Origin of the sequence: Pseudorhodobacter antarcticus, from assembly GCF_900110135.1 — a bacterium.
Classification (GTDB): Bacteria; Pseudomonadota; Alphaproteobacteria; order Rhodobacterales; family Rhodobacteraceae; genus Pseudorhodobacter; species Pseudorhodobacter antarcticus.
The window spans coordinates 52,470-72,096 of sequence record NZ_FOCO01000016.1 but is presented as its reverse complement, the minus strand read 5'-3'; the positions used below and the strand labels follow the sequence as shown (position 1 = coordinate 72,096).

Annotated in this window: 19 protein-coding genes and 2 tRNA genes; 16 read left to right on the top strand and 5 right to left on the bottom strand. The window is 59.3% G+C overall.

The window, feature by feature from the left end; genetic code table 11:
* Positions 1-760, top strand: a 760-nt coding sequence (locus BMY36_RS10020) for an IS3 family transposase (RefSeq protein ID WP_244888663.1), incomplete at its 5' end; no start/stop codon positions are given.
* Between the two features lie 643 nt (positions 761-1,403).
* On the opposite strand, the gene BMY36_RS10015 is transcribed toward BMY36_RS10020, so the two are convergent.
* Positions 1,404-1,479: transfer RNA gene (locus tag BMY36_RS10015), tRNA-Lys, on the bottom strand.
* A 102-nt stretch (positions 1,480-1,581) separates the two neighbouring features.
* Between BMY36_RS10015 and dapF the strand changes: the two genes are divergently transcribed.
* Positions 1,582-2,418 carry a diaminopimelate epimerase gene (dapF, locus tag BMY36_RS10010; RefSeq protein ID WP_050519245.1) on the top strand — a complete coding sequence of 279 codons (837 nt, stop codon included), beginning with the start codon at positions 1,582-1,584 and terminating at the stop codon, positions 2,416-2,418.
* A complete protein-coding gene (gene mtaB / locus BMY36_RS10005; RefSeq protein ID WP_050519246.1) occupies positions 2,415-3,668 on the top strand; it encodes a tRNA (N(6)-L-threonylcarbamoyladenosine(37)-C(2))-methylthiotransferase MtaB in 1,254 nt (417 codons plus the stop codon). Before dapF ends, mtaB begins: the two co-directional genes overlap by 4 nt.
* A 130-nt stretch (positions 3,669-3,798) precedes the next feature.
* Here mtaB and BMY36_RS10000 read toward each other — a convergent pair whose 3' ends face one another.
* Positions 3,799-4,830 (bottom strand): LacI family DNA-binding transcriptional regulator, encoded by a 1,032-nt coding sequence (locus BMY36_RS10000; RefSeq protein ID WP_272867513.1) that lies wholly within the window; start codon positions 4,828-4,830, stop codon positions 3,799-3,801.
* A gap of 204 nt (positions 4,831-5,034) precedes the next feature.
* Here BMY36_RS10000 and BMY36_RS09995 point away from each other — a divergent pair.
* Positions 5,035-5,111: transfer RNA gene (locus tag BMY36_RS09995), tRNA-Arg, on the top strand.
* Positions 5,112-5,115: 4 nt separating this feature from the next.
* On the opposite strand, the gene BMY36_RS09990 is transcribed toward BMY36_RS09995, so the two are convergent.
* Positions 5,116-6,318, bottom strand: coding sequence for an NnrS family protein (locus tag BMY36_RS09990; protein ID WP_050519247.1), 1,203 nt, complete (start codon positions 6,316-6,318; stop codon positions 5,116-5,118).
* A 308-nt stretch (positions 6,319-6,626) separates the two neighbouring features.
* On the opposite strand from BMY36_RS09990, the gene BMY36_RS09985 reads away from it, so the two are divergent.
* Positions 6,627-6,839 (top strand): DUF1858 domain-containing protein, encoded by a 213-nt coding sequence (locus BMY36_RS09985; protein ID WP_050519248.1) that lies wholly within the window; start codon positions 6,627-6,629, stop codon positions 6,837-6,839.
* A gap of 80 nt (positions 6,840-6,919) precedes the next feature.
* Here BMY36_RS09985 and BMY36_RS09980 read toward each other — a convergent pair whose 3' ends face one another.
* Positions 6,920-7,633: a Crp/Fnr family transcriptional regulator gene (locus tag BMY36_RS09980; protein WP_050519306.1), complete on the bottom strand. Its 714-nt coding sequence runs from the start codon at positions 7,631-7,633 to the stop codon at positions 6,920-6,922.
* Between the two features lie 144 nt (positions 7,634-7,777).
* Here BMY36_RS09980 and BMY36_RS09975 point away from each other — a divergent pair, with 144 nt between their 5' ends.
* The 11 genes from BMY36_RS09975 (at position 7,778) to BMY36_RS09925 (ending at position 18,472) form a co-directional block, all read left to right on the top strand.
* Positions 7,778-8,209: a pseudoazurin gene (locus tag BMY36_RS09975; protein WP_074818681.1), complete on the top strand. Its 432-nt coding sequence runs from the start codon at positions 7,778-7,780 to the stop codon at positions 8,207-8,209.
* 60 nt (positions 8,210-8,269) lie between these two features.
* Positions 8,270-9,487, top strand: coding sequence for a copper-containing nitrite reductase (nirK, locus tag BMY36_RS09970; protein WP_050519307.1), 1,218 nt, complete (start codon positions 8,270-8,272; stop codon positions 9,485-9,487).
* Between the two features lie 49 nt (positions 9,488-9,536).
* On the top strand, positions 9,537-10,289 hold the full coding sequence (locus BMY36_RS09965) for a formylglycine-generating enzyme family protein (RefSeq protein ID WP_050519250.1): 753 nt from the start codon (positions 9,537-9,539) through the stop codon (positions 10,287-10,289).
* 71 nt (positions 10,290-10,360) lie between these two features.
* On the top strand, positions 10,361-11,044 hold the full coding sequence (locus BMY36_RS09960; RefSeq protein ID WP_050519251.1) for an HAD family hydrolase: 684 nt from the start codon (positions 10,361-10,363) through the stop codon (positions 11,042-11,044).
* On the top strand, positions 11,041-11,988 hold the full coding sequence (locus tag BMY36_RS09955; protein WP_050519252.1) for a sugar-binding transcriptional regulator: 948 nt from the start codon (positions 11,041-11,043) through the stop codon (positions 11,986-11,988). The genes BMY36_RS09960 and BMY36_RS09955 overlap by 4 nt, the downstream gene beginning before the upstream one ends.
* A gap of 106 nt (positions 11,989-12,094) precedes the next feature.
* Positions 12,095-13,396: an ABC transporter substrate-binding protein gene (locus tag BMY36_RS09950; RefSeq protein WP_175469275.1), complete on the top strand. Its 1,302-nt coding sequence runs from the start codon at positions 12,095-12,097 to the stop codon at positions 13,394-13,396.
* A 122-nt stretch (positions 13,397-13,518) separates the two neighbouring features.
* Entirely contained in the window at positions 13,519-14,385 is an 867-nt protein-coding gene (locus BMY36_RS09945; protein WP_050519253.1) for a carbohydrate ABC transporter permease, read from the top strand.
* 9 nt (positions 14,386-14,394) lie between these two features.
* Positions 14,395-15,225, top strand: a complete 831-nt coding sequence (locus BMY36_RS09940; RefSeq protein ID WP_050519254.1) for a carbohydrate ABC transporter permease — start codon at positions 14,395-14,397, stop codon at positions 15,223-15,225.
* Between the two features lie 9 nt (positions 15,226-15,234).
* The gene (locus BMY36_RS09935; protein ID WP_050519255.1) at positions 15,235-16,233 is read left to right on the top strand and encodes an ABC transporter ATP-binding protein; all 999 of its coding nucleotides are present in this window, start codon (positions 15,235-15,237) and stop codon (positions 16,231-16,233) included.
* The gene (locus BMY36_RS09930) at positions 16,230-17,003 is read left to right on the top strand and encodes an L-iditol 2-dehydrogenase (RefSeq protein ID WP_050519256.1); all 774 of its coding nucleotides are present in this window, start codon (positions 16,230-16,232) and stop codon (positions 17,001-17,003) included. Before BMY36_RS09935 ends, BMY36_RS09930 begins: the two co-directional genes overlap by 4 nt.
* Positions 17,003-18,472: a mannitol dehydrogenase family protein gene (locus BMY36_RS09925; protein ID WP_050519257.1), complete on the top strand. Its 1,470-nt coding sequence runs from the start codon at positions 17,003-17,005 to the stop codon at positions 18,470-18,472. The genes BMY36_RS09930 and BMY36_RS09925 overlap by 1 nt, the downstream gene beginning before the upstream one ends.
* 42 nt (positions 18,473-18,514) lie before the next feature.
* Here the strand turns inward: BMY36_RS09925 and BMY36_RS09920 are convergent, their stop codons facing one another.
* The gene (locus BMY36_RS09920) at positions 18,515-19,627 is read right to left on the bottom strand and encodes a Gfo/Idh/MocA family protein (RefSeq protein ID WP_050519258.1); all 1,113 of its coding nucleotides are present in this window, start codon (positions 19,625-19,627) and stop codon (positions 18,515-18,517) included.

The window sequence follows — 19,627 nt, the reverse complement described above, 5'->3', positions numbered from 1 at the left end:
TAAACGATCCAACCACCACCACAGACAAGCATTTCAAAATGCTTGTCTGTGGCTCTTGTTTCGCACAAAAGCTGGGACCTTCATAAGACAAGCCTCTATGACGCGGCACTCCATCTTGATCTCCGAGAAAATGGTGCGGCGCCTGATGAAACGGTGCGCTTTGATCGTCCCAAAGCCCAAGCGACGGCGTTACAGTTCATATCTGGGCAAGGTTAGCCCCGCGCCCGAGAACATCATCAACCGTGACTTCCAGGCTTCCGCGCCCAATGAAAAATGGCTGACAGACATCACCGAGTTCCACATCCGCGCTGGAAAGGTCTATCTTTCCCCGATCATCGATTGCTTCGATGGCGTCGTCATCAGTTGGGCCATAGGGACCAAGCCGGACGCCGATCTAGCAAACACCATGCTTGATGCAGCAGTTGAGACCACCTCTGACAGCGAAGCGCGGCCCATAATCCACAGCGATCGGGGAGGCCATTATCACTGGCCTGGCTGGCTGGAGCGTATAAATACCGCAAGGCTTGTTCGCTCAATGTCACGAAAGGCGAGCTCGCAAGACAATGCCGCATGTGAAGGCTTCTTCGGTCGCCTGAAGACTGAGTTCTTCTATCCCCGTGATTGGCGCGCTTTTACCGCGGCCCAGTTTATTAACGAGGTTGAAGCCTATATCCGCTGGGATAACGAAACGCGCATCAAGATGTCCCTTGGTGGCAGAAGCCCAATCGAATACCGTGAACACCTCGGCCTTTTGCCATGAAAACAGTCCAAGTTTTTGTCCGCACCCCCACCGGCTCAGTTTTGGGTGAAAATCAACAGTCTATGACAAAACCAGCGCGAGCAGTCTGAACAGCCTTGCCCAAGCCATGGTTGATATTCAAAATCACACATCACGCGCGTCCACACGCTGCGTATCCTGTCGTAGATATCGCGTGCGGGTTGCCCCAATGAAGCAGCCGCGGAGAATGTGCGAAATCTGCCAATTGCAGCGCCTCGCAACGCAGTCTACGGCGGGGGGCCGCACACGCACCTAACCTTGGCCATTTGGGCATTGTTAAAACGCTTTTCGAGTGGCGCGCAGGGGATAACTACAATAGCTTCGACTGACTGCCTCTCAGATACAGCCGACGCATTAACTGGATGCTGTGGATATGATCTGTGCCGGTTTCAGCGCAAAAAGCCATCTATGCGGCAAGGGGATAAGCGAGACGTTGCAGCTACACTCACGAAGACACGACTATCTGTTTCGACAAACACCGGCAAAATGACGCGCGACAGGATGATTCCATAACCTTCCGAGTATTTCCGGCCCCATCCAGCACAATCCTGCCACCACAGCGCCACCAGAATGAGGCGGGGCCAGCAATATTTACAGCAAAGCATCTTTAACTACTTGAAAGCATTGGTGAGCCGGACGGGATTCGAACCCATGACCCGCTGATTAAAAGTCAGCTGCTCTACCAGCTGAGCTACCGGCCCACACTGGGGCTTCCTAGAAACTTAGCGCGGGGGGGTCAAGCGGTAATCGCCATTATTTCGATGCATCTGGCAAATTCATCCGGGGCAGCGTAAAAGCGCGGGATGAAAAAGGATTTACACACCGCAGGGCTGGCGTTTCGCAAAATGCACGGGCTGGGCAATGATTTCGTTGTGATCGACTCGCGCGGGCGGGATGCTGTGGTCACGCCTGCGCTGGCGCGTGCGCTGGGGGACCGCAACCGCGGCGTGGGGTTTGACCAGTTGGCGGAAATTCGCGATGCGGATGGGGCGGATTTCACGCTGGATTTTTGGAATGCGGATGGCAGCCGGGCGGGGGCGTGCGGCAATGCCACGCGCTGTGTGTCGGATTTGGTGATGCGCCAAACCGGGGCGGATGGGGTTAGTTTACTGACCACGCGGGGCACGCTGTTGGCGCAGCGCGTGGACGGCATGGTGTCGGTGAACATGGGGCATCCGCAGTTGGAATGGGCGGAAATCCCTTTGTCCCACGCCGTTGACCCCCTGCATTTACCGCTGCCGGGTGCCCCGGTGGGCGTTGGCATGGGCAACCCGCATTGCGTGTTTTTTGTAAAGGATGCCGAGGCTGTGGCGCTGGAAACTGACGGCGCGCGGTTGGAACATGACCCCCTGTTTCCGCAGCGCACGAATGTGGAATATGTGTCCGTGATTGCGCCAGATCATCTGCGGATGCGGGTGTGGGAACGGGGTGCGGGCGTCACGCTTGCCTGCGGGTCGGGCGCCTGTGCGGTGGCGGTGGCGGCGCATTTGCGCGGGCTGACAGGGCGCAAGATACAGTTGGACGTGGACGGCGGCACACTGCATATTGATTGGCGCAGTGATGGCGTGTGGATGACCGGCCCCGTGGCGCATGTGTTTGACGGGGTGCTGACACCGGAATTTCTGGCGAACCACGCATGACCGCGCCTGTGTTTTCCACCCTCGGCTGCCGCCTGAACGCCTATGAAACCGAGGCGATGAAGGAACTTGCCGCAAGTGCAGGCCTAACCGGGGCCGTGGTGGTAAACACCTGCGCGGTCACGGCCGAGGCGGTGCGCAAAGCCAAGCAGGAAATTCGCAAACTGGCCCGCGAAAACCCCGGTGCGGCCGTGATTGTGACAGGATGTGCGGCACAAACCGAGCCCGAAACCTTTGCAGCAATGCCCGAAGTGACCCGGGTGATCGGAAACACGGAAAAGATGGAGGCGGAAACTTGGGCACGCCTGCGCGTGCCCGATCTGATTGGCATAACCGAAAAAATCATGGTCGATGACATCATGTCAGTGCGCGAAACGGCAGGCCATTTGATCGACGGGTTTGGCCGCCACCGCGCCTATGTGCAGGTGCAAAACGGCTGCGATCATCGCTGTACCTTTTGCATCATCCCCTACGGTCGCGGCAATTCGCGGTCGGTTCCCGCGGGCGTGGTGGTCGATCAAATCAAACGCTTGGTCGACAAAGGTTTTGCCGAGGTGGTGCTGACGGGCGTGGACCTCACCTCTTGGGGCGCGGATTTGCCCGCCACGCCGCGCTTAGGCGATCTGGTGATGCGCATCCTGCGGCTGGTGCCCGACCTCGCGCGCCTGCGCATCAGTTCAATCGATTCGATTGAGGCGGATGATAACCTGATGCAAGCCATCGCCACCGAACCGCGCCTGATGCCGCACCTGCACCTAAGCCTGCAAGCGGGCGATGATATGGTCTTAAAACGCATGAAACGCCGCCATTTGCGCGACGACGCAATTGCGTTTTGCCAAACCGCCCGCCAATTGCGCCCCGATATGACCTTTGGTGCCGATATTATCGCAGGCTTTCCGACGGAAACCGACGAAATGTTCGCAAATTCAATCAAATTGATCACAGATTGTGATCTGACCTTCATGCATGTGTTCCCCTACAGCGCACGCAAAGGCACCCCCGCCGCCCGCATGCCCCCGGTCAAAGGCCCCATTATTAAACAGCGCGCAGCGGCCTTGCGTACGGCGGGCGATGCCGCCCTAAAACGCCATCTCACCGCGCAAATCGGCCAAACCCACCGCATTTTAATGGAAAGCCCCCGCATGGGCCGCACCGAACAATTTACCGAAGTGCGCATGAACAGCGACCACCCCGAAGGCCAGATCATACCTGCCAAAATCATCGGCGCAGACGGGAAAACCCTGCTCGCCTAACCCACTTCATCTTGGCAAAAATACCTTCGGGGGGAACGGCGCATGCAATGCGACGTCGGGGGGCAGACAGCCCCCCGCTTCCGCCGGCAGCATGCCCTTTGGCGACAGCCAAAATCCCCTTTTCGCCACATCAACGCCGAATCGTGTCGCCCAATTCCAGCGTTGGTGACAGTTCAATCCGTTCGCCACCAATCAACCCGCTGGGATGCACGCCTGCAATAATCTGCGCGGCGGTGCGGCCAATTTCCAATCGGCAGGCATCCATCGTGGCCAAACGGCGCGGCAACCCGTCCAGCAGTTCCACCCCGTTGAACCCGGCAAGGCCGACCCGGCCCGGCACGTCGATACCGGCCTCCAAACAGTATAGCAGCCCGCCTGCCCCAATCATGTCGTTGGAATAATACAGAAAATCCAAATCCGGGCTGCGGGCCAAAATCGCTTGCGTCATCTCACGGCCTTTCAGCAGCGCCGACCCGCCTGAATAAAATTCGCGGTCGGCAAGGGTGATGCCGCCTTGCGCAAGGCCTTCTTCCAACCCCTCCAGCCGTTTGCGGGCGCGGTGGTCATAGGGCATCATCGTGCCCAAAAATCCGATTCGGCTGTACCCGGCGGCCAAAATCGCCTCGGCCATTTTCAACCCGGCGCGGCGGTGTGAAATGCCCACAACCGAATCGACCGCAACACCGTCGACATCCATCGCCTCCACAATCGGGATGCCCGCGTTTGACAGCATTTGGCGCGCGGCGTCGGTGTGTTCCAACCCAGCCAAAATCACCCCCGACGGCCGCCACGACAGCATTTCATACAGCACCGATTCTTCGCGTTCGGGCAAATAATGCGTGACGCCAAACACCGGTTGCAGGCCCGTATCCTCCAACACTTGGCTGATGCCGGTCATCACCTCGGGGTACACCATGTTCGACAGGGACGGGATGATCACGGCGACCAGATTAACTCGTTGGCTGGCCAGCGCCCCTGCGATTTTATTGGGCACATAGCCCAGTGTGCGGGCGGCCAGCAGCACACGTTCGCGCGTTGTTTCAGACACATCGCCCCGGCTGCGCAACACGCGGCTGACCGTCATCTCGGACACGCCCGACGCCTCGGACACATCACGCAGGGTCAGGGGGCGACGAATTTCGGGGCGCGGGGCTAGGGTCACTGCGGACGGCCTTTTTTGGGATATGCGCTTTAGTGTTACCGCTAAAAACCGCGGTTGTCCAAGCCTCCCTCAAGGGTTTTCGGGGCCAATATGGGGCTGCGGCGCGGAGAAAACGGGGGAAAGCCACATAAGGCGCGCCGTTTTGGCAAAAATGCCCAAGCCGCCTTGCGTAAATCCGCGTTTGACCCCAAAAAGACGCGCGGCGGCCCCGTGGCTCAACTGGATAGAGCGGCCCCCTCCTAAGGGGCAGGTTACTGGTTCAAGTCCAGTCGGGGTCACCAAACATCAACTGCGATCGGGTTTCGCGCGCAGCAGCATGGGGCCATAAACCAGCACAAATCCTGCGAAACACACAATCCAGCCGAATGCGGCGACGTTCAACAGCGCATCGCGTAAATCGGGCAGCACATCGGCGGCAACACGGGCCGCCACGGACCCCACCAGCGCCAGATAAATCAAGGTGGTGCCCCACCCCGCCAGCAGCGCGCGCCCGGAATGACCAAGCGAGGCGCGGGTCATCACCGCCATCGTCATCAACCCCAGCGCGCCCGCCGTCCACACATGCAAGGCTGCGGCGTTTGACAAAACATGCGGTGCAAAAATTGCCGTGGCCATCGCGGCGGCCCCCAAAGGGATGAACGCATAGGCGGCGTGCAGCACCCAGACGAGGGGTTCGGACCAGGCCGCAAACCCTTGCCAGCGGGCCAGCCGGGCGATGTGCAACAGCGCAATAACCGCCAGCGCCACCCCGGTCAGCGCATGTGTGGGCGCAAACACCCATCCCAAAAGGGCGGTAATGGTGGCCAATATCGTCGCCTTATCAAACTGTTGCATGGGCAGGGTCGGCATTTGGGTGGCATTATGTTTGGCCAGCCAATTGCGGGTAAAGGACGGGATGATCTTGCCCCCGATCACTGCGACCAACACCAAGGCTGCCGCCAGCCCCAGCCGCAGCCCCACGCCCTGTGCCGCAGCTTCACCCCGCGCAAAGTCCAGATAGAACAGCAGGTTGGCGATGATCAGCACATCGACGATGCCCAGAACCGGTAGGTTTTTCCAGTTTTTGCCCACAACAATTTCGCGCAGCACCACCAGCCCCAGCACGCCCAAAAACGCCACATCGGCCACAACCACCAGCCAAAAAGGCAAATGGCTGGACCATGCCACCGCCACGCGCCCTGCGACCCACAGCAAGGCCAATCCGGCCAACCGCCAGCCCACAACGGGCAAGCGCCCGGTCCAATTTGGCACAGCCGTTAGCAAAAACCCTGCGATCACCGCACTGAGGTAGCCAAACAGAAATTCATGCGCGTGCCATGTCACGGGGTCAAAGCGGCTGGGCAGGGTCAGCGTGCCCGCAAGCATCGCCACCCACAGGCCCATCGCCCCGGTAGCCCAGAGGGCGGCCAGCAAAAACATGGGCCGAAACCCAAAGCTTAGGATAGCGGGCCCACGCCATTGGCGGATTTGATCGGCGGTGGTTGTCATGGTTTTTGTCCTGTGGGGGCGGGCGCGCGGGAGGCCTGCCTGTTTGGTATGCTGACTGTCATGTGCCCCCCCCTTTTTGGTCCGCGCGATACCTGTTGCGCTGGTTTTGATTTGCCAGCGGTTCCGGCAGTCTTGTCATCAAACCCTTTTTAACGGGTTAAAGCTGCCTGCCCCGCCGCACAGATTTCGCCTGTGCGGCGGGGGCTGTTGGGGCCAAGCGTAGCGCCAAAACCAAACCCAAAGTTTGCGCCAGCGCAATGTTGTGGCCAGACAGCCCGCTATATTAGGTGCAGGAAAGAGAGGCCGCCATGCCCCTGATACGTCTGGACGATCCCGACCTGCCGCTGGCCGATTTGATGACCCGCTGGCCGCAAACCATCACCGTTTTTCTGCGCCACAAAATGCTATGCGTCGGCTGTATGGTGAACCCGTTTCATTCCGTGCTGGATGCCTGCGCAGAATACAGCCTGAACGTGGACGCGTTTTATGAGGAGCTGCGGGCCGCCATAAGTATTGCTTAACCCGCCTGCGGACGCAGGCATCCATTAACCCGCCTGCGGACGCAGGCATCCATTAACCCGCCTGCGGACGCAGGCATCCATTAACCCGCCTGCGACAGTTCCACCAAACGGTGCGGCGCCAGCACGACAATGCGTTTGCGCGTGCTTTCGACCATGCCCATCTTTTCCCACGCGCTGAGGGTGCGGCTGACGGTGTGCAGCGTACTGCCCGTCATTTCCGACAAATCCTGCCGTGTGATCGGGAAATCAATTTCAATCCCATTTGCCACTTTGCGCCCGGTTTGGTTGATCAACCGCAACAGCGCGCAGGCGATGCGCTGTTCCACCGCTTGGGTCGCCATTTCCAAAATACGGCTTTGCATTTCGCCCACACGTTCGCCAACAACCTTGTAGGTTTCGGTCGCAAACCCGTCGTATTGGGTTAAAAAACTGTCCCACAACCGGGTGGGCCACGACAGCACCACAGATTGCGCCGCCGTAATCGCAGTGGCGGGATAGGTGGTGCGGCCCAGCGCGCGCGCAATGCCAAACAACTGCCCGGCGGGGATGTGCAGCGCGATCACCTGGTCGCCGCCCGGCGTGATGCGCACCACGCGGATATAGCCGTCCAGCAGCATGAAAAACCGATCGGCGTCATGCCCCTCTTCAAACACCGCCACGCCTTCGTCATATCGGCGCGTGCTGGCAAAATCCAACACCTCCCGGATCTGGCGCGCATCCAATTTGGAAAACGGCGGGATGTCGGACAGCAGGCTGGCGTCAAGCCGGGATTGGGGGCGGGTGGCATTTTTCATACCAATGTTTTGGCACAGACGCCGCGCGGTGACCATGCAATTGATCCAGATCAACAAAATAAGGCGTTTTGATTGTTCTGGCACAACGTTGGCCCCCACAAGTCGGGTTAGTATGACTGCAACAGACATTGAAAGGATATGAAAATGCTTCGTACAACCGCCCTGACACTCGCCTTTGGGATTGCCCTTGGCAGCGCCGCTTATGCTGAAACGCATGAGGTGATGATGCTGAACAAAGGGGCCGAAGGCGCGATGGTGTTTGAACCGTCTTTCCTGAAAATTGCGGCTGGCGATACGGTGCTGTTTGTTGCCACCGATAAAAGCCACAATGCCGAAAGCATTAAGGGTATGATGCCGGAAGGTGCCGAAGGATTTGTCGGCAAAATCAGCAAAGATGTGGAAGCGACGTTTGGCATCGATGGCGTTTACGGCGTCATGTGCAAACCACATTATGCGATGGGTATGGTGATGACCATTGCCGTGGGCGACGCTGCCGCCGCCCCCGAAGGCTTTCTTGAAGGCCGCGTGCCGAAAAAAGCCAAAGAACGGTTCGAAGCGCAGCTTGGCAACCTTTGACCCCCTAATTCCCCTTGGCGCTGCCCACACGCGCAGCCCGCATTTTTGATGGAGATGACAATGACCAAACTTATCAACCCAGGCCTGATGCAAACCAGCCGCCGCAACGTTTTGCGCGGGTCCGTTTTGGCAGGGGCTGCCGCCTTTGCGGGCAGTGCCACAATGGCGGGCCCCCGCGCGCCCAAACTGCATGTGGCCACGGCGGGCACGTCCAAAATCTATAAGGCCGCCGATCCGCAAAAGGCCGATGCCACGGCCGCCCCCGCCGATCTGTCCGGGTTCACCCGCGTAAAAATGGAACTGGTGGCCCCGCCTTTCGCCCCGACGCATGATCAAGTCGCGGTTGGTGGCCCAAAGATCATCGAGATCACAATGGAAACCACCGAACGCCTGATGGTGGTGGACGAAGATACCGGCGCATCCATTTGGGCGCTGACATATAACGGGTCTGTCCCCGGCCCGCTGATCATTTGCCATGTTGGCGATATGATCGAGTTGACCCTGCGCAACCCCGCTGACAGCCAGATGGAGCATAACATCGACTTTCACGCATCGACAGGGGCGTTGGGCGGTGGCGGTTTGACCCATGTGTTCCCGGGCGAAGAGGTCGTGTTGCGCTGGAAAGCGACCAAGCCGGGCTGTTTCACCTATCACTGTGCCCCCGGCGGCGCGATGATTCCGTATCACGTCACCCACGGCATGAACGGCGCGGTGATGGTGTTGCCACGCGAGGGGCTGAAGGACAAAGACGGCAACGCCCTGACCTACGATTCCATCGCTTATATCGGCGAGCAGGATTACTATCTGCCAAAGGATGAAAACGGCGAATACCGCACCTATGAATTGGCGGGTGAAGATTACAGCGACAGCCTGGAGGCGATGGTCACCTTGACCCCCACCCATTCCGTCTTCAATGACGCGGTGGGTGCCCTGACAGGCGAACATGCGCTGAAGGCCAAAGTTGGGGAAACTGTGCTTATGATCCACAATCAGGCCAACCGTGACAGCCGCCCCCATTTGATCGGCGGGCATGGTGATTTTGTCTGGGAATCCTCGTTCGGGGACCAGCCGATGACCGGGATGGAAACATGGTTTGTGCGTGGCGGCAGCGCCGTGGCAGCGATGTACACGTTCGAGCAGCCCGGCGTTTATGCCTACGTCAACCATAACTTGATCGAGGCAGCACTGCTTGGCGCCACAGCCCACTTTGTGGTCGAAGGGGACTGGAACAACGCATTGATGGAACAGGTCGTGGCACCCCGCGCCTTTACGATATGACCGGCCTTTACCATCTGACCTGACGATGTGATCTGAAAGGATAAAGAACATGACCGCCGCAAACCTGCTGACCCCACATTTCAACGCGTCCCTGCGTCTGTGGGGTGGGCTTGGTGTCGCGGCGGTCATTATCGGGGCCGCGCTGACACTGTCACGCGGCCCCGATCTGTTGCCACCACCGCGTATGGCCGAAAGTGCGGTGATATTGCCGGGGTCTGCGCCGCTTTATGTGCAAAAATATGAAGTAACATTGGCCGAATGGGCCGTGTGTTATGATGCGGGCGGGTGCAACCTGTCGCTGCGCACCCCAGCGGGCAAAGACCCTGCCACCACCCCCGCCACGGGTCTGTCATTCGTCGATGTGGGGGAATATGTGGCGTGGATCAACCGCGCCACGGGCCATGATTTCCGCCTGCCATCGGTTGCCGAATGGGAATTTATGGCGGCTGGGGTGTTGCCAGAACACCCCGACCCCATCTTCACCTCGCCAGATCTAACATGGGCATCCTCCTATCTTACCGCGCCGCAAACCAAACGTACGTTGCGGGCGCAAGGCACGTTTTCCAGCACATCCCATGGGATTGCGGATTTGGATGGCAGCGTTTGGGAATGGACATCCGATTGCTATGCCGGTGTGGCCGAAGGCATCCTAACCCCCGACCGGTGCCCCGCGTTTTTCGTCGCGGGCGAACATATCGCCGCGATGTCGTTCCTTGAACGTGACCCTGCGCGCGGTGGCTGTGCCGTGGGCGCGCCCCCTGCCCATTTGGGCATGCGTTTGGTGTCGGATACGCCTGTGTAAACGCCCCAACCCTTGACGCCACGCCCGTTTTGCCCTTTGCATCGACGCCTTGACCCACCAAAAGGCGCGCCATGCAGATCGACCTTATCATCTTTGACTGCGACGGCGTGCTGATCGACAGCGAAATCATATCGGCCAAAATGCTGATCGCGGAATTGGCAGGCATGGGTGTGCAGATTGATCTGCCCTTTGTCGCGCAGCATTTTCTGGGCCGCAGTTACCCCACCGTGATGAAAGTGATCAAACAGGATTTCGGCGTGCACTTGCCGCCCGAGTTTGAGGAAAACTATCGCAACCGCTTGTTGGCGGCGTTTGCGCAAGGGCTGCTGCCCATTCCGCATATCCACGCGCTGCTGTCATCGCTGCAAACGCCGTGGTGTGTGGCCACGTCATCATCACCGCGCCGTGCCGATCAATCGCTGACCATCACGGGCCTGCGCGCGCTGGTGGGCGACCGTTTGTTCACCGCCAGCGAGGTGCCAAACGGCAAACCCGCGCCCGATTTGTTCCTGCACGCCGCCGCCAAAATGGGCGCACCCCCCGCGCGCTGTTTGGTGATCGAGGACAGTTTGAACGGCATCAAGGCCGCCCTTGCCGCCCAAATGCCCGTTTGGCGGTTCACGGGTGGCAGCCATTTGCAGGGCGCCCTTGACGATGAACCCGACGGGGCCAAACCCGCCCTGCGCTTTGCCCGTTTCCACGATTTTCCGGCGCTGTTCCAATCCGCCCTAACCCCGAAAGCGCCGCAGCCATGAACACCCCCGACGAAAGCCTGCAAGATGAAGCGGCCCGCGCGGGTTGGCTGTATTACGTTGGCGGCAAAACCCAAGATCAGATCGCAGTGGAACTGGGCGTGTCGCGCCAACGCGCCCAGCGCCTTGTCAGCCGCGCCATGGCCGAAGGGTTGGTGCATGTGCGCCTTGAACATAAAATCACCGCTTGCCTTGAATTGGAGGCGGCATTGGCCCGCCGTTTTGATCTGTGCGAGGTGCGCGTGGCCCCCGGTTTGGGCGCAGGCGGCGACCCCAACCGCGCCATTGCCGCGACTGCCGCCAGCGTTATGGAAAAATACCTGCGCCGCACGGATCCGTTGGTGATTGCGGTGGGTACAGGCCGCGCCTTGCGCGCGTCGATCGATGAAATCGCCCCTTTGATTGCCGACCAACACCGCCTTGTGTCCTTGATTGGGAACATAGCGCCCGATGGGTCTGCGACCCATTTCGATGTGATCGTGCGCCTGTCAGACCGCGTGCGCGCCTTGCATTTTCCCATGTCGGTGCCCGTACTGTCCGACACGGCCGCCGAACGCGCGCTGTTTCAACGGCTGCGCACCACCAAAATTGTGTTTGAACTGGCGCAATCGGCCGATGTGACCTTTGTTGGTGTGGGCCAGATGACCGATGATGCGCCGCTGCGCGTGGACGGGTTCAAAACCACCGATGAAATGACCGATCTGCGCAGCGCAGGGGCCACGGGCGAAATCGCGGGCTGGGTGTTTGACGCGCACGGCACCTATCTGGATTACGAATCAAATGCCCGTGTCGGTTCGGTGCGCGTCGAGGCGGGGCGCACCGCCCCCACCATTGGAATCGCTGCCGGGGCAACCAAGGTCCGCGCCATCCGCGCCGCCCTGACAGGGCGCATTTTGAACGGCCTGATCACCGACGAACCCACCGCGCAGGCGCTTTTATCTGAATAATGCTGGGCCTTTGGGCGATTTATGAAATATCAGTTGACGCAATCGTGGCAAATGGTGAATAATTACTCATGTAGTGGGCAAATGCCCGCACACTAGGGAGGATACCATGACATTCACAACTCGCACCCTGATGGGCGCGTGCGCCATCAGCGCATTTTCCGCCGCAGCCTTTGCAGAAACCATCACCATCGCCACCGTGAACAACGGCGATATGATTCGTATGCAAAGCTATACCGATGCCTTCACCGCCAAAACCGGCCACACCGTTGAATGGGTGACACTGGAGGAAAACGTGCTGCGCCAGCGCGTGACCACCGACATCACCGCCAAAGGTGGCCAGTTCGACATCATGACCATCGGCATGTACGAAACCCCGATCTGGGGCAAAAACGGCTGGCTGGTCCCGCTGAACGATCTGTCCGCGGACTATGACGCGGCCGATATTCTGCCCGCAATGGCTGGCGGTCTGTCCTATGACGGCACGCTGTTTGCTGCGCCGTTTTATGGCGAAAGCTCCATGGTTATGTACCGCACAGACCTGATGGAAAAAGCTGGGCTGACCATGCCCGAAGCGCCAACATGGGATTTTATCCGCGAAGCAGCGGCCAAAATGACCGACCGCGCGACCGAAACCAACGGCATCTGCTTGCGTGGCAAGGCGGGCTGGGGTGAAGGTGGCGCTGTGATCACCGCCATGTCCAATTCGTTTGGCGCGCGCTGGTTTGATATGGACTGGAAGCCACAGTTTGACAGCGCCGAATGGGCAAACACCATCACCTTTTTCAAGGGAATGATGGACGAATCCGGCCCAACCGGTTACGCGACCAACGGTTTCAACGAAAACCTGTCACTGTTCCAGCAAGGCAAATGCGGCATGTGGATTGATGCGACCGTGGCCGCATCGTTCGTGACCAACGCCAAGGACAGCACTGTGGCTGACAAGGTCGGTTTCGCATTGGCACCCGACAATGGTTTGGGCAAACGCTCCAACTGGTTGTGGGCTTGGGCATTGGCCATTCCGGCTGGCACCCAAAAGGTGGACGCTGCCAAATCCTTTATCGAATGGGCAACGTCCAAAGAATACATCGACTTGGTCGCCGCCAAAGAAGGTTGGGCAAACGTCCCTCCGGGCGCACGCCAGTCGCTGTATGACAACCCAGAGTACCAAAAGGTACCGTTCGCCAAGATGACACTGGATTCGATCCTGTCGGCAAACCCGAACGAACCCACAGTGCAGCCTGTGCCATATGTTGGCGTGCAATTCGCCGCGATCCCGGAATTTGCGGGCATCGCAACAGACGTTAGCCAGGAATTTGCAGCCGCCTATGCCGGTCAGCAAACGGTCGAAGAAGCGCTGGCAAAAGCACAGGCCATTGCCACAGACGCAATGGAAGCTGCGGGTTACTGATAGCCTTACGGCTTTTACACCGGGGGGCGGTTCGCTGCCCCCCGGTTTCGTTTCAAAACGCCCCACCCTCACCTATACCTGCTGTCGGGCGCGTTTCGCGCCGCAAGGGAAGGATTATCCAAATGGCAACCAAAGCGTCACGCACCGCCGCCCGCATGATGATGGCCCCCGCCGTTATTGTGCTGTTGGGTTGGATGCTTGTGCCCCTGATCATGACCTTGTGGTTTTCGTTCCGCAATTACCTGCCCTTGCGCGGTGGCGATCTGGGGTTTGCAGGCTTTGACAACTATGTGCGCTTCATCACCTCCTCAGCGTTTTGGCCTGCGGTGCTGGCCACGCTGACCATCGTTTTGGGCACGCTGATTATCACCGTGGTGCTGGGTGTTTTGCTGGCCTTGCTGCTGGACCAACCCATGTGGGGCCAAGGCATTGTGCGCATTTTGGTGATCGCACCGTTTTTCGTGATGCCCACCGTGTCGGGTCTGGTTTGGAAAAACATGTTTTTGGACTCGGTCAACGGGCTGTTTGCGCACGCCGCCCGCGCCATTGGCGTCACCCCGGTGGAATGGATCATCGAGGCGCCGTTTTTCTCCATCATCCTCATCACCAGCTGGACATGGCTGCCTTTTGCCACCTTGATCTTGCTAACCGCCATTCAATCGCTGGACAGTGAACAACTTGACGCTGCCGAAATGGACGGCGCGCCGAAAATCAAACGGTTTTGGTACATCATCGTCCCGCATATGAGCCGGGCAATCACCGTGGTGATCTTGATTCAAACCATTTTCCTGTTGTCAGTTTTTGCCGAAATTTTTGTGACCACCGCCGGGGCGTTCGGCTCCAAAACCCTGACCTATCTGATTTACCAGCGCGTGTTGGAAAGCCAGAACATCGGCTTGGGTTCGGCTGGCGGTGTCTATGCAATCATTCTTGCCAATATCGTTGCCGTCTTTTTGATGCGCATCGTTGGCAAGAACCTTGACGCGTAAGGGGGATATATGGCCCGTTCAATCACCGCCCGCCGCAAAACGATCAACACCGCAATCGCGTGGTCCATTGGCCTGTTGATCTTTTTTCCCATCCTTTGGACCATCCTGACCAGCTTCAAGAGTGAGGCGGACGCCATCGCCTTTCCGCCGAAATTCCTGTTTTTCGACTGGACGCTGGAAAACTATGCGGTGGTGCAGGAACGTTCTGATTACACGCGCTATTTGTGGAATTCGATCATCATCGCGGGCCTGTCCACGTTGATCGGCGTGATCATCGCCATTCCCGCCGCGTGGTCCATGGCCTTTGTGCCGTCGCGCCACACGAAGGACATTCTGCTGTGGATGCTGTCCACCAAAATGCTGCCCGCTGTGGGCGTCTTGTACCCGATGTATTTGATTTTTATCAAACTGGGGCTGTTGGACACGCGCACAGGGTTGGTGATGGTTTTGATGCTGATCAACCTGCCGATCATCGTCTGGATGCTGTATACCTATTTCAAGGAAATCCCCGGTGAGATTTTGGAGGCAGCGCGCATGGACGGCGCATCGCTGCCCAAGGAAATCATCTATGTGCTAACGCCAATGGCGGTTCCGGGCATCGCGTCCACGCTCCTTCTCAACTTCATCCTTGCGTGGAATGAGGCGTTTTGGACCTTGAACCTGACTGCCGCCAAAGCAGCCCCTTTGACCGCTTTTATCGCCAGCTACTCCAGCCCCGAAGGGCTTTTTTACGCCAAACTTTCCGCCGCATCGACAATGGCCATTGCCCCGATCTTGATCATGGGGTGGTTCAGCCAGAAACAACTGGTGCGTGGTTTGACCTTTGGCGCAGTGAAATAGGAACATCCCATGGGACAGATTGAACTTAAAAAAGTCACAAAGCGTTTTGGCGAAACCGAAGTTATTCCACCACTGGATCTGGTGATCGGCGAAGGCGAATTTGTGGTTTTCGTCGGCCCATCGGGTTGCGGCAAATCCACCCTGCTGCGCCTTATCGCGGGGCTAGAGGATATCACCTCCGGCACGATCGAAATTGATGGGCAAGACGCGACTGCGGTCGGTCCCGCCAAACGCGGGCTGGCGATGGTGTTCCAATCCTACGCGCTTTATCCGCATATGACCGTGCGCAAAAACATCGCCTTTCCGTTGAAAATGGCGGGCATGGACGCCGCTGCGATTAATGCCAAAGTGACGGCTGCCGCATCGGTTTTGAACCTGACAGACTACCTTGATCGTCGCCCCGGCCAATTGTCCGGCGGCCAGCGCCAGCGCGTCGCCATTGGCCGCGCGATTGTGCGCGAACCTTCGGCGTTTTTGTTTGATGAACCCTTGTCCAACCTTGATGCCGCCTTGCGCGTCAACATGCGTTTGGAAATCACTGAACTGCACCAAACCCTGAAAACCACCATGATCTATGTGACCCATGATCAGGTCGAAGCGATGACCATGGCCGATAAAATCGTCGTCCTGCGCGCGGGCAACATTGAACAAGTGGGCAGCCCTTTGGAGTTGTACCGCACGCCGCGCAACACCTTTGTTGCAGGCTTTATCGGCAGCCCCAAAATGAACCTGATCGACGGGGCCGAAGCCGCAAAGCACGGCGTCGCCACCATCGGCATCCGCCCCGAACATGTCACCGTGTCCAAGGATGGCGGCGATTGGCAAGGCCGCGTGACCGTGGCCGAACATCTGGGCTCCGACACGTTTTTGCACGTCGCATCCGACCTTGGTCAGATGACCGTGCGGGTGGGCGGCGAAATGAACGTGCGCCACGGCGACACCATCTGGATGACGCCTGATATGACGCATTTGCACCGCTTTGGCGCAGACGGGTTGCGCACCCCATGACCCGCCTCGCTGGAAAATCCGCGTTAATCACCGGGGCCGCGCGCGGCATCGGCGCTGCATTCGCCGCCGCCTATGTGCGCGAAGGGGCGACCGTCGCCATTGCCGATATCGACCTTGCAGCAGCAACCGTCACCGCCGCCGACATCGGCGCAGGCGCTTACGCAGTCCACCTTGATGTGACCAGCCAAACCAGCATCGACGCCGCAATGGCCGCGGTACAAGCCCAGGCAGGCGGACTTGATATCCTGATAAACAACGCCGCCCTGTTCGATCTTGCGGGCATCACCGACATCACGCGCAAAAGCTATGACACGCTCTTTGCCATCAACGTGGCTGGCAGCCTGTTCACGCTGCAAGCCGCCGCCAAACTGATGATCGCCCAAGGTCGTGGTGGCAAAATAATCAACATGGCGTCACAGGCAGGCAGGCGGGGTGAGGCGCTGGTGGGCGTTTACTGCGCCACCAAGGCCGCGATCATCAGCCTGACCCAATCGGCGGGGCTGGACCTGATCAAACACAAAATCAACGTCAACGCCATCGCCCCCGGCGTGGTGGACGGGGCGCATTGGGACGGGGTGGACGCCAAATTTGCCGCCGCCGAAAACCTGCCCCTTGGCACCAAAAAGGCCCAAGTGGGTGCGGCCGTGCCCATCGGGCGCATGGCAACCCCCGCAGACCTGACCGGAATGGCGGTTTTTCTGGCGTCCCATGATGCCGATTACATCGTCGCCCAAACCTATAACGTCGACGGCGGGAATTGGATGAGCTGATGAAAATATTGAACACAGCCGAACTTGGCGCATTACCAAAAACCGTGGCCACCCCCGCTTATGACCGCAGCAACGTCACCCCCGGCATCGTGCATATCGGCTGCGGCAACTTTCACCGCGCGCATCAGGCGGTGTATTTGGATGATCTGTTTGCCCTTGGCGAAAGCCTCGATTTCGGGCTGATCGGCGCGGGCGTGCGCCCCACGGATGCCCATATGCGGGACACGCTGGCGGCCCAGGACTGGCTTTATTCCGTGATTGAACTGGACCAAGGCCACAGCGCCGCGCGGGTTATAGGCTCCATGGTCGGCTTTGCCGAAATCGCGCCCGGCAACATTGATCTGATCGCGCATATGGCCAGCCCCGCGACCAAAATCGTGTCGCTGACCGTGACCGAAGGCGGTTATTTCATCGACCCCGCCACCGGCACCTTTAGCCCCGATCACGCGGATATTCAGGCCGATGCCGCCAACCCCACGGCCCCCAACACCGCGTTTGGTGCAATCATCCGCGCGCTGCACATTCGCCGCGATGCAGGTCTGCAACCCTTCACCGTGATGTGCTGCGACAACGTCCCGCACAATGGCCAGGTCACTCGTGACGCTGTGGTGGGCCTTGCGCATCTGTCCAACCCCGAACTGGCCGCATGGATTGCCGCCACTGTCGCCTTTCCCAATTCCATGGTCGACCGTATCACCCCCGCCACAGGCGACCGGGAACGCGGCCTTGCCCGCGATTTCGGCGTCCAAGATGCGGCCCCTGTCACATGCGAACCCTTTCGCCAATGGGTGATGGAGGATTATTTCCCCGCAGGCCGCCCCGCGCTGGAAAAGGTGGGCGTCACCTTTACCCCGCATGTCGACCGGTTTGAAACGATGAAAATCCGCATCTTGAACGGCGGCCACGCGATCATCGCCTATCCCGCAGGGCTGCTGGGAATTGATTTGGTGCATGACGCGATGGGCGACGCCGACATTCGCGCCTTCCTGACCAAAATCTTGGAAACTGAGGTGCTGCCAATCGTGCCGCCCGTGCCCCACACCGATCTGAACGGTTACAAAACCCTGATTATCAACCGCTTTTCCAACCCCGAGGTGGCCGACACCACGCGCCGCCTGTGCCTTGACGGCTCCAACCGCCAGCCGAAATTCATCGTCGCTTCTATCCGCGACATTCGCGCCAATGGCAACGCGGCCCCCGGTCTGGCGCTGTTGTCCGCGCTATGGTGCCGCTATTGCTGCGGCACCGATGAAAACGGGGCCGCTATTCCCGCCAATGACCCCAATTGGGATATGCTGCAAGCCCGCGCGGTGCAGGCCAAACTGCGCCCAAGCGCTTGGTTGGAAATGATCACGGTTTACGGCGATTTGGCGGGTGATGCAGGCTTTGCCGCCGCTTTCACGCAGGCACTGAATGACGTTTGGGCCAACGGCACCCGCGCCACGATAAAGGCCTATCTCGCGCTTTAAGGCGCTGCCCGCACGTTGCAACAATTGGGGCGGGCAATGCCTTTAAGGCGTCATGGCGCGCAGCTCCTCCGCCCCAATCGCCCGCCCGGTTGATGCGGACAGCTGCGCGGCCATGCCCATCGCTACGGCCCACCATCCATCGTCCAGCCCCACATCGGGCCGCACGCCATGCGCCACCACATCGGCAAAGCCGCGATGTTGGTAAAACGTCGACCCATTATGGTCGCCCGCCGCCAGCAAATTGGGGTCCACGGGCACATCCAACACCATCGGCCCCGCCGGATTGCGCGGGGAAACGATCACTTGTGGCACGGGGGCTGGCCCCAAATGCGCAGGCCAAAACCGCCCCGGCCCCGGCACCAAACATTCAATCTTGCCCTTCGGCCCCACGGCCGAAATCTCCTCTTGGTACCGCGCCCCTTCGGCGAACATGCACAGTTCCAGCATCGCGCGCATCCCGTTTTCAAAATCCACGATCACATAGGCATGGTCCCAAATATCAGGGCGCTGCCCACTATATTCCTCGTCCAAATGGTTCACCGCTTGGCCACCCGACGCCATAATCTGCACCGGGTTGCACCCCGCAACCAGCCGCATCAGATCAAAGAAATGGCAGCATTTTTCCACCAACGTGCCGCCCGAATTGCGGTTAAACCGGTTCCAATCGCCGACCTTTTCCAGAAACGGAAAACGGTGTTCGCGGATGGACAGCATCTTGATGCCCCCGGTCGCCACCCCCGCCTGCGTGATCAAATGTGCCACGGGCGGCATGTAGCGGTATTCCATCGCCACCCAAATCGGGGCCGGATACGCAGCGCGCAACGCGGCCAACCGCGGCGCATCGGCGGGGTCAGTGAACAACGGTTTTTCGCAGAGCACGGGCAGCGGGCGAATGGCTGCAATCTCCTCCAACTGCGGCAAGTGCAGGTGGTTGGGGCTGGCGATTAGCAGGCAATTCACCGCCTCCACCGCCAGCACCTCGGCCAGCGACCCCACCATCACCGCGCCCGGAACCAAGGCTTGCGCCTGCGCCCGCATCCCGGCGTCCGGCTCGTATATCGCCACCACCTCGGCTTGCGGCAACAGCGCGATGTTGCGCAAATGCTCTTGCCCCATCATGCCACAGCCAATGATGCCGTACCGAACCGTTTTCAT